This is a genomic window from Oscillatoria salina IIICB1, assembly GCF_020144665.1.
Taxonomy (GTDB): Bacteria; Cyanobacteriota; Cyanobacteriia; order Cyanobacteriales; family SIO1D9; genus IIICB1.
On sequence record NZ_JAAHBQ010000163.1, the window covers coordinates 102,382 to 118,432 of the forward strand.

At 40.1% G+C, this 16,051-nt stretch carries 10 protein-coding genes and 1 tRNA gene; 4 read left to right on the forward strand and 7 right to left on the reverse strand.

All coding sequences use genetic code 11. The features are described from left to right. Window positions 1–38: 38 nt before the first annotated feature. Window positions 39–3,221: a WGR domain-containing protein gene (locus G3T18_RS25100; protein WP_224413326.1), complete on the reverse strand. Its 3,183-nt coding sequence runs from the start codon at window positions 3,219–3,221 to the stop codon at window positions 39–41. A 133-nt stretch (window positions 3,222–3,354) separates the two neighbouring features. Between G3T18_RS25100 and G3T18_RS25105 the strand changes: the two genes are divergently transcribed. Next, window positions 3,355–3,795, forward strand: coding sequence for a polymorphic toxin type 30 domain-containing protein (locus G3T18_RS25105; RefSeq protein ID WP_224413327.1), 441 nt, complete (start codon window positions 3,355–3,357; stop codon window positions 3,793–3,795). A gap of 25 nt (window positions 3,796–3,820) precedes the next feature. Then, window positions 3,821–4,246 carry a hypothetical protein gene (locus tag G3T18_RS25110; RefSeq protein ID WP_224413328.1) on the forward strand — a complete coding sequence of 142 codons (426 nt, stop codon included), beginning with the start codon at window positions 3,821–3,823 and terminating at the stop codon, window positions 4,244–4,246. Between the two features lie 8 nt (window positions 4,247–4,254). On the opposite strand, the gene G3T18_RS25115 is transcribed toward G3T18_RS25110, so the two are convergent. The 5 genes from G3T18_RS25115 to G3T18_RS25135 form a co-directional block, all read right to left on the reverse strand. Continuing rightward, window positions 4,255–6,816 (reverse strand): DNA translocase FtsK, encoded by a 2,562-nt coding sequence (locus G3T18_RS25115; RefSeq protein WP_224413329.1) that lies wholly within the window; start codon window positions 6,814–6,816, stop codon window positions 4,255–4,257. A 13-nt stretch (window positions 6,817–6,829) separates the two neighbouring features. After that, a complete protein-coding gene (locus G3T18_RS25120) occupies window positions 6,830–8,857 on the reverse strand; it encodes an AAA family ATPase (protein ID WP_224413330.1) in 2,028 nt (675 codons plus the stop codon). A 51-nt stretch (window positions 8,858–8,908) separates the two neighbouring features. Further along, window positions 8,909–9,739, reverse strand: coding sequence for a hypothetical protein (locus tag G3T18_RS25125; RefSeq protein ID WP_224413331.1), 831 nt, complete (start codon window positions 9,737–9,739; stop codon window positions 8,909–8,911). Window positions 9,740–9,817: 78 nt separating this feature from the next. Further along, window positions 9,818–10,774, reverse strand: coding sequence for a glycosyltransferase family 2 protein (locus G3T18_RS25130; RefSeq protein WP_224413332.1), 957 nt, complete (start codon window positions 10,772–10,774; stop codon window positions 9,818–9,820). A 37-nt stretch (window positions 10,775–10,811) separates the two neighbouring features. Continuing rightward, on the reverse strand, window positions 10,812–11,852 hold the full coding sequence (locus G3T18_RS25135) for an Npun_R2821/Npun_R2822 family protein (RefSeq protein WP_224413333.1): 1,041 nt from the start codon (window positions 11,850–11,852) through the stop codon (window positions 10,812–10,814). A 134-nt stretch (window positions 11,853–11,986) separates the two neighbouring features. Here G3T18_RS25135 and G3T18_RS25140 point away from each other — a divergent pair, with 134 nt between their 5' ends. Further along, window positions 11,987–13,204, forward strand: coding sequence for a glycosyltransferase family 4 protein (locus tag G3T18_RS25140; RefSeq protein ID WP_224413334.1), 1,218 nt, complete (start codon window positions 11,987–11,989; stop codon window positions 13,202–13,204). A 52-nt stretch (window positions 13,205–13,256) separates the two neighbouring features. Then, window positions 13,257–15,569, forward strand: a complete 2,313-nt coding sequence (locus G3T18_RS25145) for a tetratricopeptide repeat protein (RefSeq protein ID WP_224413335.1) — start codon at window positions 13,257–13,259, stop codon at window positions 15,567–15,569. 409 nt (window positions 15,570–15,978) lie between these two features. On the opposite strand, the gene G3T18_RS25150 is transcribed toward G3T18_RS25145, so the two are convergent. Then, window positions 15,979–16,049 (reverse strand) — tRNA-Gly (locus G3T18_RS25150). Window positions 16,050–16,051: the final 2 nt, after the last annotated feature.

Here is a 16,051-nt window from a genome sequence, read left to right on the forward strand (position 1 = left end):
CGAGTATTGACTTTCTCAGGAAAACACTAACGAAAAAATTAACTTGAGATAACATTGGCAACGGGTTTGAGTTGAATGGGAAGTGAAATTTTGGGATACTTTTGCTTAATTTTGACCATAATTTGAATAGCTTTTGCTTTGTCACCAATGGCGATAGTTAAAGATTGACGGGTGAGAATTTCGGCGACTATTTCGGCTGCGGTTTCGCTTTTGTTGGCTTCGGCTTCAAGAAAAGCAAATACTCGATTTTTGGCTACACGACCTTTATTAACGCGAGATAAGATAGAAATAAAATAAGGCATGAGATCGCGTAATTTTTCGCTGTCGTTGGCGGCATATTCTTCTAAGTAATTGGTAGCGAAAAGTTGCATATCAGCCGACGGATGTTCGCTGAATTTCAGTAAGTATTCTTGTCCGTAATTTTCGGCAAAGGTACGAGTTACTAAATTACGTCCAAATTCCCGCACGTCTTCCTGAATACTGTCGCAAATACTAATCATTACTTCTGGTGTCCAATCTTCTTTGGTAAATTCTTCATTGAAGACTTGCCATGCAAATTCTTGCGTATCTTTCCAGTCTGCTTCTAAGAGTTTGACTGCGGTTAATTTTTCCTGATTACTACTACGAATTCGCGCTAAATTTTCAGTAAATATGAGTCTTGCTGCTTCGCGAATGGCAAGAATTTCATGATTAGCAAGTTTGACTATTTTCGCAGTTGAAAATTCTTGCGCCCATTTTTGATAGTTGACATTTAAGACGATACCTGCTATTTCTTGGGCGGCGGAAGATTTAGCTTTGGTTAATTTGAGGGCGCTTTCTTTGTCGATAATTTCCATCCAGCCAGGGATGTCTTCTTTTAGCAGTAAGATGAGGAAATTGTGAACGCCTTCGGTAGCTTCTTTGCGTTGTAAAAGGTTAATTAATTCTGTGACTAATTGGCTGGAAAAATCGGGATAATTTTGTGCTAATCTTTGGATAATCGGGCGGATTGAGTTACGCAAAGAAGCAAATGAGCCATTAGCGATCGCTAAAATTATTGCCCAATCTTCTAGTAGTCTAGTTTCGGGGAGTTGGGCGAAAATTTGTAAGCCAATGCGAGCAATATTTTCGTTAGCTGAAGTCAGTAAAGATTCGATTAATTCTGCTGGTATTTCTGTCGCTGGAGTTTCATGGTTAAGTAAAATTTGCGCCCCTAGAATTTGAATTTCTGGATGCGAGTTATCAAGTAAATCAAGAATAACCGGAAATCCAATTTGACGCAATTGAGTAGAGAAACATTGCAGTAAGGTGTCAGCAATATCTTTGATTATTTCTTGCTTGTTTGCTGGGGAAAGATCCAGTAATTCGGCGATGATTCCGACGATGAGAATTTTCGCTGTATCAGAGGGAAGAATGGCAAAACTCAGCAAACGACGAGCAAATAAACGAGTATCTTGATAGGGAGAGGTAACTAATGTAGTTAGGAAACTTATAGAGGAAAGAAAATGATTTGTTGCGGCTTCTATCCACTGATGGGCTTGTTGACGGGCTGGTGCAAAATTACAATTAACTAAAGCTTGGATTAAATCTAAGTTAGGATCGTCAGGGTTGTAACGATCGCGCGCAATTTCAAAACCTAATTCTGTTGTCAATTCATAAGGTTTTTCGAGCAATTCAATCGCTGTCTCATCATCAATTTCTTGCCAGTATTCCTGACAAACTCGTAAAGCTTTGGCTGCAAAATTATGTACGGGGCGATCTTCACTTGCTAACAATAACCGCAACAAACTATCAGGATGTTTTTCCCATAATTCCGGAAAAGCTTCTTCCCTATTTTTGGGTTCAGGATCTCCCGGTTTGTAGTTTGATGAATAGCGCCACGCACGATTATTTAGCGCGAGAAAATAGCGATTACTATTCTCGTAGAGGATATGATTAAAAACTAGATAACCGCCGTATTCTTTCCAGTTGCGAGTGTAACTTTCGCGAGTCGAATTGCTCCGGTTATAACGATGGGAAGTAGTTTGTCTGGCTGGTTGTGCCTCTGCATCAGAATATTGCAGTAAAATTGCTTCTGCTAGTTGAATATATTCGGAAGAATTTTCTTCACCTAGTTGTTTGAGATTGCGCCAAATTCGCCGCCGCAAATACTCGCGGGTTCGTCTACTATAAGCATAGTATGTAACTGCTCTTTCTCGATCGAACCGACAACTAAGCAAAGCTAAAACTTCGATATCTAAGCGATATTCTGCCATCTTGAAAATGTGGCGAATTGCTTGAAAATTAGGAGAGACAAATCTGGCTGTTTTCAGGAAATTGAGGACGGCAGGGCGAGTAATTTCGTTATCGATTTGATAAAGTGTATCGTAGATAGCATAGCGTTTGGCTACGTCTTTTTGGAGATAGGAACTTAAAGCACGAGAAAATAACCAATGTTTACCTGCTTGAGAACGTATCTCTGCTGGTAAGCGGTCAATTTCCGTAGTTTTGCTTCGCTTTTGTTTTTCCCATTCCCAAGGTTTAATTGAACGAAACCAACGCTCGAATTCGTGAGTAGCAGTATCGAGAGGAGTTTGTAGATAAGTATTTAAAGCTTCTGCAAATTCTTCGTAATTTTCCTCACGAACTAATTGCTGTAATTGTGAGGATAATTGATTTATTTTTGCTTCTTTTAAGTTATTTTTTGTAGCTGAATATGCAAGTTTAAACCATGCTTCCCAAGCGATACGCTGGACAAATTCGGGAGTAGAATTATTTTCAGCTAAACGTCGTAAATGGAGAATTGCTTTTTCGTCGCCACACCTTCCTAAAGCCCAAGCAATACAGTAATCTCTTAATGGTTCTCCGGTTCCGATATAGTTAATTAAAAAGGGCGTAGCTGCTTTAATTTTTAGTTCGCCAGCACGCCAAATTACTCTTTCTAAAGACCATTTGTTGTCGCTACCATTTTCGAGTCGAGTGAGGATAGCTGACTCGCGGTTTTCTGGGGTTTTATTAGTAGGAGTAACTTCTTTGTAACCGCTTTTGGTTTTCGAGAGAACTAATTTGTCAAAAATCTTTTCTGCTTCGCTTAAAGCAACGGGTTGCTCAGTTTTGGTACTCGATCTTAAGTTACCACCCCGCCGTCCGTAACGGAAGTTGACGAGGTAGCCAGATTCTTCTACCTGACAAAGATCGACTTCGTACACTTTATCAGAAGTCTCGGATTGGAAGTGTAGGGTAGTGCGTTTGATTAGTTCCATGCTGAGTTAGGCTCCACGCTTTCCTTATTATGGCTGTGGATAGATATTTTATAACTCAGATTGAACATTTCTTCAACTTAGTAATGGTACAAAAACTGTTTAACTAGACTTGATACCTGCTATTTTGGCAAATATGACCAGTAATCAGTGGAATAATTTTTTACACTCTACTCAAGGAAGATATAAGACTATTCAGCAAGCTAGCCTTGCTTACAGATTTAGAAATATACGAGGAGCTACTTACGATCGCGTCATTGAGTGTATTCCCCAAAATGCAACTAGACGATCTCTGTTGCCTATTCCTGGTAAGGTTACTCAAGGAGTAGAATATAAATGGAGAGATCGCCAGGATAACACAATTAGAGTTCGTATTCACGGACCCGATCCTTCTGCTCCTTTAGGAAGTAATGCACGTTGTGGCTGGGTGGTTCGGGTTCAAATAGCTGGTAGATGGCTAGACTACAAGGGAAACTTCCATCATCGCAACATCCATAATCAAAGTAGTCCATACTACGATGCTAAAGCGGTAAACGATACCCACATTCCTATCCAAAGTCCCACAGGTTTTATATAAAAAAGTTAGAGGAGTTTTGGTGGTTATGCTGAATTTTATTACTAATCAGCCTAAACAAAGAAACATAATAAAACAAACTGAACGACTTCAAGCTGCCGCAGAATTAAGCGATCGCTTAGAGTTCGGTGACTGGGATAATGAAGAATATGCCCAAATTCTTGAGAAAGTAGCTAAAGTGGCTGCACAAGAGCAAGATAATGAAATTAGAGAAACTTTGCTCAACGGAATGGCAAATGCACTTTCACAAAGAGATTGTCATCGTCAGCTAAATTTGGAACCTTTAGTAGAAATAATTAGTAAAGTTGAGGGAGATTGTTTGCTCCATATTATCGATATTTTGGGACTATCAAGAAATATAGTCTACGCGCCATCTCTCAAGCTACTATTGCAACATTCTAATCCGGAAATTCGAGAAAATGCTGCTATTGCTTTGAGGGAAATGGGAGATTAGCGATCGCGCTATTCTGGTAATTTAATTGTAGGCGCAAATAAACTTTGCAAACGCTGCATTTCTGCGCCGCCCAGATACAATAAGTCTCCTTTCCCTAGCAAATACTTGGCTTCGGTTTGTTTTCCGCCTAAAATAATCGCTGAATCGGCTTCGCTGGCTGTACGCAGGGCGACTCTTCCTGGTAAATTAGAGCGGATGATGGGTGTGACGATGTTGGCATCCGGGCGCTGAGTGGCGATAATTAAGTGAATTCCGGCGGCTCTTGCCATTGCTCCCAGGCGTTTGATACTATCTTCGAGTACCTTGCGGCTTTCTTTGTCGATCATGAAATCGGCGTATTCGTCGAAGATGCAAACAATTCTGGGTAAGGGATTGACAGATTTCGAGTTATATGTATCAATAGATCCGCAACGAGAATTCTCGAAAAGTTGATAACGTCGCTCCATTTGGGAGACTAAATCTTCCATCAGGGAAATTGCGCGATCGCTATCTTTAACCATTGGTGAGTGTAACCAAGCCATGTCTGCAAATTCCGGAAATGTCACTCGTTTAGGATCGACAAGTGCAATTTGCAATTGTTCCGGTGTATGGCGATAAATTAGAGAGAGTAAAATACTGCGAAGAAATTCGCTTTTCCCGCTTCCTGTAGTTCCCCCAACTAAGAAATGACAAGTATTAGGATCGGATAAATTTGCTTCTATTAATTGTCCGTTTAAATCTACGCCAATCGCAATTTTGACGCTGGCATTATGCGCGTTTTGTTCGGATTTAATGTAGTCATCAAAGCGAGCAATTTGGCGATCGCTTCGAGGAATATCAACGCTCACATAACCTGCTTGGGGTGCAATCATTGGCGGTTCTTTTGTTGCTAATTGTACCTGTAAATCGTCAGTTAATCTCAGCAAAGAAGCAATTTTTACACCTAAATTTGGTTTCAGTTTGACGCGAATAAAAGCAGGTGCAGCCACAGCACCCACAAGAGTAACATCAATATTATTATAAGATTGTAAAATAGTTACTAAATTTGACGCAAGATTGTCAACATCAACCTTTAGTTGAGAAGGTTCTGAAACAACTAAATTTTCTTCTTTTGTGGGCGTATCTGCAACATTTTTCGCCGAATTTGTATCTCCAGAAAAATAATTTTGACACTTCTCTTGTTGGGGACAAATTTCGCATAAATGAAGCTGTGTTGTCTGCGGTGGCGGGTTGGGAGCATCTTTTTCCCATCTCAACCACGACTGCATTTGCTGTAACTTATAAGGAATTAACTCGTGAACTGTATTTTCTAACTCTTCCCAAGAATAATAATACTCTTTAAACTCTGGAAAAATGCAGTAAACGGCTGAATCAACTGGCACTTTTTTCTTTGCTTGCAGCATATAACTGTAGAGGGCTACTTGTGCTAATTGCGCTGAAGCATCCACAGGTTGATAAGTTTTGTATTCAACTACACCGAGGCGATGTTTACTGAAATCGAAGATTAAACTGTCGAGTTTACCAGTTAGCCTTTGCTGTGTTTTATCGGGCAGGGTAAAATAATGTTCTAGAGGTAATTCTTCAGCAATGAAAGTCCGAGTAATTACTTGTTCTCCACTCACATGATGGCGATTTTTTATTAATAATTCTGCCCAATGTTTAAATAATGTAATTAACCCTTGCCAAATTTCATTTAATGTGGCAGCGCGTTCTGGGCTTTCTTTACTCAGATGAGGTAAGAAAACTAACTCAAAAAATAGTTGTTGCATCTGCAAAGCAACATCTGCGACTCGTAAATTATTTGCTGATGATTTGAATAACTCTTTAAAACGCGGTTCCTGTTTAGCAATACTAATACATTCGTCAGCTAATTTATGGAAAGTTGTTCCCACACCTTTCGTGCGATTTCGTGGTAAAAATAGTGTCCTCCCACCAAAATGTTGCTGTAAATAAAATAAGCGGGGACATTCAAAAGCAACTCGTACTTGAGTTACATTCAAAGAAGTATTTTCTGGTTGTTTAGTTTTGCTCATATTTTGTTTAATATTCGGCTTAGATAGTTCCAATAAACGGAGATGTACTTGAGCTAAATAAACCGTATCCATCTTGGCATATTGTAGCTGTTTTTGGCTAAGAGGACGCAATCCCCAATCACTTGCTTGTTGCTCCGCATCTACATTAGCAAAACCGCAAAGTTCGCTTGCGAGAGTCTTTAATTTGAGGTTAGAAGTACCTAGGCTATGTTTGCCAATTTTGCGAGCTAATTTTAGGGTACAAGTGACATTTTTTGAGCGTCGTTTATCCAAATATCTCAAGTCAAAGCTAGCATTGTGAAACACTTTTTCGATTGCAGGATTTGCCATGATTTGCTGAATGAATTTATTCACCAAATCTGGCTTATTTAGGACATCTAATAAATAAGCACAATCTCCTGACAAATCTTGGCAATTTGCTAGCACTTGAATCAGGGAAAGTCGCGGATTAGGTGTATCCCAGTTCGCTATTTCTGTATCTAGCCACAGGATTTTTTCTGAAGCCAATTTGTTAATTTGCTTACAGATTTCATCGGCTTCTCTCAGGTACAATAACATTAAATTTGCTTAACTAGGGTTTGGGAAGGTAGACAATAAATTGTTGGTCTGATACTTTCTCAGGGTTATAAACTTTTAGTTGTTTTTCCTGACAAAGCTGGTCGATTATTTCGCTAATTTTGGCTTGCTCTAAGTCAGCGTAATTGTGTAGAGTTTTTTCTACTAAAGTCTTTCTCGCTAAGTAGCCTTGTGTCTTAGCAATATTCAAGATAAATTCTTTAGTTTCTCGATCTTCTTTACCGTTATCATTGGTAGGTTCTTTCTCAGAAACAATTCCTAAATCCTGTAATAATTTACAGTCATTAAAAATCTCTGCTTCACGAGTTAAAGTTTCTAATTCTTTTAAACTAATGGCTTTGTCATTAATTACCAATTCGTTACCCAAAGCCGAGTTTACTAAACTGTGATAAGTTGCTAGTTTGTGAACCGAAGTGAGATTTACTCGCAGGTGAGAATGTTCGGGATTAGAAAATATTTGTCGGTGAATTTGATTACCTGCTAAACTAGGTTTCCCCAGACTTGCATTACGAATTAAGTATAACTTTTGGCAATCTTTGGTGTTAACTACTTTTTCGCAAGCTTTCATGACGCTGTAAAAAGTTTTCATGCTAGCATCTTCTGTCCAAACTATTCCTACTCTGCTGTTTTGTTGGGGATGTTGATAGCTAAAAGAATTGACACTACTTTTGCCGCTTAAAAGCTTAGGTTTGATTTCTTTTACTTCTAAAGCTGACAAAGCTTCTTGTAGCATTCGGATTAATTCGGGTGCTGCTATTAGGTTGAGTTTGCTAATCCGAGATTGAATTTTTTTGTATTCTTGTTGCCAAATTAGTTGGAATTCAGCTATAGGATCTTTTTCTTTAGATTTGGGTAGCGACGTTGAGCCATTTTGATTATTTATATTTTCAGGATAAACACCAATACCAATTAAACTGTCTTTATATTTTTGATATTCCTGTCTGGCTACAGCTAAAGCAATTCGAGGGAGAGTTTTCCCGCGAGGAAACTTCTCTTCAAGAAGCTTTCTCGAAAGAGGAAAAAGAGGATCTGCTTGCTTGGGTTGTGCTTGAGCGTGGAGAGGATAAAGACGAGCTTTCCAAAGGCTTTCGGCTTGGTCTAAGGTAATTGGTTTGAGGTTAAATAATCCCGCATTTACTCTGACTTTGTCAGCTGATTGAATACGAGATTCGTGCTGTCTCCAAGTATTAGTTACTAAACTAATAATAATCAAAAAACTGTTGAAATATTGGCTGTGAAGAGTGGAATTGACATTAAACAAAGGCTGTAAGTCAAGATGATTATCGTCTAGCCGAGGAATATTATCGAGTTGGTCAAAACACAAGACAATTGGCTGTGAGTCGCGAGAAATAAAGCCAAAGTTATTCAGAATATTTTTCGCAGCATCTTCGCTGTTGTTGGAACTTTTTACACCTAAAAGTTGTAAATCTTCTTCATCCAAGTCATCGCCGCGTAACCATTCACAGGCAATTGGATGTAATTCTGGATTATTAAGGTGATAAAGCGCGTTGAAAAATTCTTTGGCATTATAAATATCAGTGGGATAAGTTGCTCGGAGATTGCGGATAAATGTCCGACGTTCACCGAAGATATTTTTTACCAAGCTGTTATTTCTTAAGGCAGATAAACTTCCTAGCCACAAAAGCAATTGGGATTCTTCTTGACCTTCAGGAATGTGGAGCAAACTATCAACAGTTTGGCGAAGAATATGCCGCCAAATGTAGTCGCTATCGGGCCAAGGGTCAATGTAGGCGAAAAAGGCTTTGGGATTGAGTTGTTTTTTTAAGCGTCCTAAGAGATAACTTTTACCAGAACCTACGTCACCTGTAAGAATTAAGCTGCGGGGACGATTGTCTTTCGCAACTTGAGCGAGTAATTTTTCGACAGTGGCGATCGCGTCCTGATGAATTGAGTTGACGTTTGTCTCTTCGTTTTGTTGTTCTCGCCAAAAGTTACTTGAGTAAAGGGTTGTGGAGTCAAAGGGATTGACTTCCTGTTGGATAATTTCTTCGATAGATGGCATTTTTGACTGTGTGAGGGCTAACAAATTGACTACAAGTTGAGAGAGAAAATTTTAGTTGACGATGATGAAAAATAATGGACCGCCTATATCTTGCGGAATTCCGGCTTGAACTTGTTCGGGGGTGTAAGAACTAACTTCTTGTAACGTACTCAATTGAATTTGGTCGTTTTTTTCGAGCCGATAAAGCGCTTCATCTAATTCTTCCCTAAAAAGAGGCGGTTGTAATTTCGATCGCAAGTGGAAAATTGGCAAGTAGTTATCTGTACCTAATGTGCGGTCTAATTCAGCGATCGCTTGTAGAATTTGCTCATCGCTCGGTTTGTCTGCAAAAGCAGGTAAACTTGGTTCAGTTCGTACTGCTGATGACTGAGGTTTTTTCATCTGCTGACGGAAAAAGTTCAGGAAAATTGCCAACAAATCTTGTGTCAGGTTGGTATTTCCCGGACCACTGGGGTTGTATTCGTACAGTAAAAATTCTTTTCCTCGCTCTGTCAATCTCACTTCTTTGAGTTGGGTTTTGAGTGCGCTAATCAAACCTCGCTCAACTAAAGCTTGAATGACGCTTTGGCGGGTGTCGGTGGGAATTCTCGTGTCGCTAGGGTTAATTGTCCCTTTCGCACTGGCTTTGAGTGCTTTTAATTCGTCTTTGCTTAAAGGTAATTCCGCCGCATCTGCTTCGAGGAGAGCTTTTCCGGCAGGCTCAATTTTAAGTTTTGTAACTTCTTCGGGTGCTTCCACCAAATTAAGAGCGCGCAATTCGCGACAAATTTTATCGCGTTCTGAGGCTCTTGTCCCAGAGGTCGGTTTGAGTTCGGTAATTGATGCTTGGTAGTCTGGTTTGCTAATTAGTCTCAGGAGAAACTTGAGTTGTTTAACGTCCATGCGATCGCCTTTGTAGTTATCCTTTCTAATCTAGCGCAGTGGCGATCGCCACTCTGCTAGTAACTACTTCTACTTACGTTAAGACGATTTTCCTCTCCGCAAAGTTTCAAAGGCTTTTTTTCTGATTCCTAACGGCAACCACGACAAAACTAACCCTGTTCTCGCTTTTGAGGGAGAGAAAGATTTACCTGCTTTAACTAATTCTCGTCCCGCTCGGGTTTCTCCAGTTTCAATTAAACGCAATCCTAACATTAATTGCGCTTCTGACAGCCGTTCTTGACGAATTTTCTCTAGTTTTGCTGACTCGAATTGATAGTTTTTTAAATAGTTAATTTTATCTCTTAAATAAGGTATTGCTCGCTTGATTCCTTGTTGTTCGGCGTGAACCCGATATTCCATCAATTTTTCCGGAAGATAATAACCTCTTTTTCCTGCTAAGGCTAAACGGACAAATAAATCGTTATCTTCGCAATTTTGAATATTTGGTAGCATATAACCGACTTTTTGTAAAGTCGCGCGGCGAAATAAAGTTGCCCCAATTTGAAAGCTTTGTCTGACAAAAACAACTGTTAATAAATTTGCAACTATTCCCTCTGCGAGTTGACTTCTACCCCATTTTTGCGAGTTAATTTTGGTTGCTGATTCGTCCCGGAGATTATTAATATCAATTATCCAGTGATCTGTCCCGACAAAATCCACTTCAGGGTGTGTATCTAGGATAGCACTGGTCTTAGCAAGAAATTCGGGCGTGAGGCGATCGTCGTCATCAAACTTAAGAAAATACTCGCCAGTTGCAGCCGCAAAACCAGAGCGCATATTGTTACTTTTACCAATATTTTCCGCATGACGGATATAATTTACGCGATCGTCTTTTTCCTGATAGCGAGACATTAACTTTGGGGTTTCATCCGAGGAACCATCATCACAAACAATTAATTCCCAGTCGGTAGTTGTTTGTTGGAAAACGCTTTCCAGCGCCGTTTTTAGCAAGTTAACACGATTAAAAGTTGGTATACATACACTTATTTTTGCCATTTTATTTCTTGAAGCTAACCTCGTCAACTAGCAGTTTTTACCTAAATCTCCTGAATTGATTATACATTTTCGCTTTTAATTTCCGTCCAAATTGATAAATCTTTTTCTTAGTTTTTTGAAGCAAGTTGGGATATTGGAATTTTTCAGGCTTATTTTCTGGTTCCTTAAGAAAGCGATAATGTAAGAATACATTTTTATGAGGAATGTCAACATCTTTTCCTTTGGCTAAATTGGTAAAATCCTGATAAGGATAACCCATATAATGAATGCGATGAATCGGTTTTTGTCCTTGCTGATTATAAAGAATATTGTCAATATCGATCAAAGGATCTGCATTAGCACAGTTACCCGTGCGTTCTTGACTATTGGGACTAAGAGTGTAGTTGAAGATGGAACTTTCCGCACGTAAGGTTAAATAATTAAATAAAAAAACGTCATCCCACCAACCTTTTTCATTAATCCAATTAATTTCTCGATCTGCAATTAGCTTTTTCTTGAAAGCGGCGATTTCGGTTGGAGAAAATAAACCTCGTTTAGAAGCAAAAAAACTGCCGCAATGTAGCTTAGATCTAATTTCTTCTGCTTGATAACTACTGACAGCCACAATCTGAGAGATATTTAAGGAAGCAAATGCTTCTGGTTTTTTGTGTTCCCAATCATCAAAGACAAAATCATAGGTATCTAGTTTGGCAAAAACATCATCTAGCGGTTTCATCGCTAAACTATCGCCATCATAAAAAACAAATTTATCAAAATCACCATCAAAAGCTACAAATTTTCTTTGTAAATGTTGTTGATACCAAGGAGTAAGTTGCAAATTTTTTTCTTTTGCTCGAGGATGAACCGCCCAAACTTCCCGGGCAAAATCTTCCCAGCGTTGAATTGATTCAGTATTCTCAAAAAGAGTAACATTGGGGCGGGATGCTATTTCTTGTTTGACAAGTTCGAGGCGATCGTCGTAAGGAATTATACATATTGGGATTTGGCTACTGACGTTAACTTCGATACTGTTAAGGAGAGCAACAAGTTGGTCGTAAACATTATCGTTTGCGAGAGTATAAATTCCCTGAGAGGTCATAAAATACACTCCTGTTTGAAATATCTTGTAGCTATAGTAGCTCATCCGGGAAGAAAGCGCTAAAAAGGGTTATAAGCTGAAGTATTCTCTTCGAGCAGAGATAATCAAAAATTTGAGATTAGCGAGGAGTTGTGATGAAAATTTTAATGATTTCTTCAACATTTCCTTATCCTCCCACGAAAGGAGGAACCCAGGTGCGTACTTTCCATTTGATGAAATATTTGAGTAAAAATCACCAGGTGACGCTGGTAACGCAACGTAGTGAGGATGTTACTAATGAGGAAATTGCTAGATTAGGGGAATTTGTTCGAGAATTAAAGGTTTTTCCTCGTCCAACTGATTCGGAATCAAAACAAGGTATTCTGGGTAAGGCAAAGCGTTTTGGTCAGTTTATTCAGCAGGGAATACCTCCTAGCGTTCGTTCGAGTTATTCTCAAGTAATGCAAGCATGGATTGATGAAGCTGTAGCAACAGGTAATTTTGCAGCAATAACTAGCGAACATAGCGTTAACGAAATTTACGTGCGTCCGGAATGGCAAACTAAATTGCGTGCGGTGGTGAATATTCATAGTTCGGTGTATGGTACTTGTAAGCATCAACTGGAAACCCAAACTTCAGAAAATAAGATGCGCGACAATTTGAATTTGCCTTTGTTACGTCGTTACGAACAACAGTATTGTGAAAAATTTTCGGCGATCGCGGCGACAACGGAAGTAGATAAGCGACAATTGAAGGTGTTGAATCCGGATGCGCAAATTAGCGTGATTCCCAACGGTGTCGATTTAAATCTATTTCCCATGCGATCGCAAGATCCCGGAGGACGACAGTTGGTGTTTATCGGGGCTATGGATAATGCACCGAATATCGACGCGGTACGCTTTTTTAGTTTGTCGGTATTCCCCGAAATTCGCAAACGCTATCCTGATGCCAGTTTAGACTTAGTTGGGGCGCGTCCGGTAGCTGAAGTAGAAGAATTAAACACAATTGATGGTATAACAGTAACCGGACGAGTTCCGTCGATGGTCGATTATTTACATCAAGCAACAATCTGCATTGTGCCGATGCGTACTGGATTCGGAATTAAGAATAAAACTCTCGAAGCAATGGCAGCAGGCATACCAGTTGTCGGTAGCGATCGCGGCTTGGAAGGTTTGGCAGTTGATGGTGCAGATGTACCTCTACGGGCAATGCGAGCTAACGACCTTGAAGAATATATATACAGCATTTCGCGTTTGTTTGACGAACCGGCTTTGCGAAAAAAACTTTCCCAAAATGCGCGATCGCTGATCGAGAAGCAATATACTTGGGAACGTGCAGGTTCGCGTTACGAACAACTTGTTTGTGATTCTTAGTCGGATCGTAATTCAGTTATCAGTTACTCACCACCAATAAAGCACCAAACCTATGACCACCTCCAAAACGATTAAGCGTAAATCTCAATCTTCACTAAAATCGGGAGAAACTCGTCAAACTCAGTCTCGACAACAAAAAGGTTTCGCAAAATTGGCGGCGATCGCAACTCTGTTGTTAGCTATGGGCGCGATCGCTGGTGGTGTCTGGTTGAGTCTGCTTCTGATTATTAACCCTGATGCTGGATTATGGCTAAATCGTTATTTACCCAGTTGGACGCGCATTCCTGTAGCTGTACGCAATCCTCCTCAAACTTTAGCAGAAATTAGGACTAATTTGGCTCGCCAGGGCTTTCAGTTGGGTAAACCCATCTCAGTCGCATCGGAACTATTAATCCCTTTATGGGTTTCTCCCCCAACTTGTCGCGAAGGTTGTGCGGAAATTGTCCAACTGCGGGTTTATCAACCTGTTACTTCCCTTGGGGAATCAGAACCAAAATATCGTTTGGTAAGTCAAGTTGAACTTACTGAAATGAACGAAACTTTTGTCGTTTCTCCTTTACTACATCACAATAATGAAACCGTTGCTTCGGTTAATCCTCAACCTCTGAGGCAAATAAGTTTGTTTAAAAATGCACCTGTACCGGGCATTTGGCTGAATTTGAGTGGTGAGTTAATCCGCAACGATACTACTTTTGCTTACGGGTTAATTGTTCATTACAATCCCGCAGAAATGCACTTGTCGCAAATGCTGCAATGGACTTCTCCGACAGGAGAGTTTCCTCGCTGGCAGCAAGTAACTGGTGGGGATACTGAGGAATTAGTTGTTAATCATACGATTGGTTTAGAACCCAAATTCAAAGTTTATCGTCTCCAACCGCGTAATTTTGTCCCCAATCCAGTTTATCTCGAAGAAGTTCTCCTCAATCAACCGCCACCAGAAATTAATCTCTTTCTCGATGATTATCGTCAAGCTTTAACTTTAGCCGATCGAGGCTTGTTTTCTCCAGCTTTACAACGCTTACTCAGTATTAAACAACAAACTCCTGCTGAAGCTTGGTCTTTGGCTGCTGAAGCACAATTAGATACCATCCGCATGCACGCAGCAATTACTCAGTCTCAGTGTCAGCAATCATGGGCTAGTCCTACACAGCAACTTTTTGCTTGTTTCACTGATGGTCGTCCTGCTGATGCTTTATCTGTGTTTCAAGCAGCGATAACGGGAAACGCTAATTTCCAAGAAATTCTGAATTTCCTCAAAAATGACGATCGCCAACTTTGGGAACGCACTCAAACTGCTTTAAAATTTACTCCTGATGATGAAAATTGGCAAGCTTGGGGAGCATTAATTTTAACGGTACAAAAAAATCGCGAGGCGGCGAAATCTTGGCTGCAAGAGTTATCTCCCTCTTCAACTAGTCCTCGTGTTACGGAATTACTTGACTTGTTAGATTTAGCGATCGTTTCCCAAACTGGTAGTTATATTAGTAAAATTGTCGGTGCGGCTGTGGCTGTGGAGTCGGTTGAGGGAGAATGGTTACAACCGTCAGAACAAACTAATTTACCTCCTCTCCAACCCCAACAAAGTTGGTATCAAATTCAAGTTACTGATTTTTATGACGGTCAGCGCTGGCGGAAAGCACCTTTTAGTGATTTACAATTAGCTAGTTATGCCCCCGGTAAGCAACTTTGGCGACTTTTGGGTTTGGATGTTGACCCCTGGATTAACGTTACTGTCTTGACTCCTGATGGACGTTCGGTATCTTCCCCAGCAGCCGTGCAAGCTGTACAATTTAACAATGGTACGCTAAAATTACTCGCTTTGGGCGATCAACCTCAAACTGACAAACCAACTCGTTTCTTCGCTCACACTAACTCGGCTTTCCGTTGGTTAGAACCTGGTGCGGTGACATTGCGCGATTTATATAAAATTCAACCTGAGTGGGTTTCGTTGATTCTACCTGCCCTCTGGCGAGAAGTCAAAACTAGCGAAACTCGTAGTTTAGACGAAGTACCCCCTTTAGCTAAATTAATCGAATCAATGGGACATTGGTCGGTGCGTCCCGTTGATTTAACCGGGAACGATAAGCCGGAAGCTTTACTGACGATTTATGAAGAATTAGCAACCAAACCGCAGTCAGCAACCGCAGAAGTTACCGAAACTACGGAAAAAAACCAATATCGACCGCGAACGATTATCTTTGCCGATAGTGGGGAAATTCTCTATAACGAATTTCGTCAAGATATAGGTTCGTCATTAGCCGCGATCGCTGATTTCGGTGACAACACTAATCCCAGTTTAGTTATGCAGATTTCTGATAATTATCAGCTTAAGCGTTGGTCTTCCTCTCCGCGTGGTTTTGAATAAAATTGTTAAATTTTTCCCCTACCACATTTTGGTATTTTTGTCAAAACAACGGAAAATCGTGGTTTCAAAAAAAAGCGCCGCAACTCAGGATTTTGAGTCTAATTTTTCATCAAGATGAGGCGATGTCAATGAAATTAATAGCTTTTCAGGCGCTAAATTTACGTCTAGGTATACGAATAGCAAATTACAACTGTACATATTATGATACCAAATCGCTGAAATAACGCAAGCCCGTTGAGATAATTGATAATAATTCGCAGCTTTTGTCAAATAATTGAGAATGAAAGTTAGAAAGATTCAAACTAAAATTCAGTTTCCTCAAAGTTGTACTTATCAAAGAAGGCAGCACGGAGACTCCCCCTTCAGGATAACGTTAAGCTAGAGCCGAGAAATAAATCGGTAACATTTAAGCGGGTGGGGGGAATCGAACCCCCATCATCAGCTTGGAAGGCTGAGGTTTTACCACTAAACTACACCCGCAA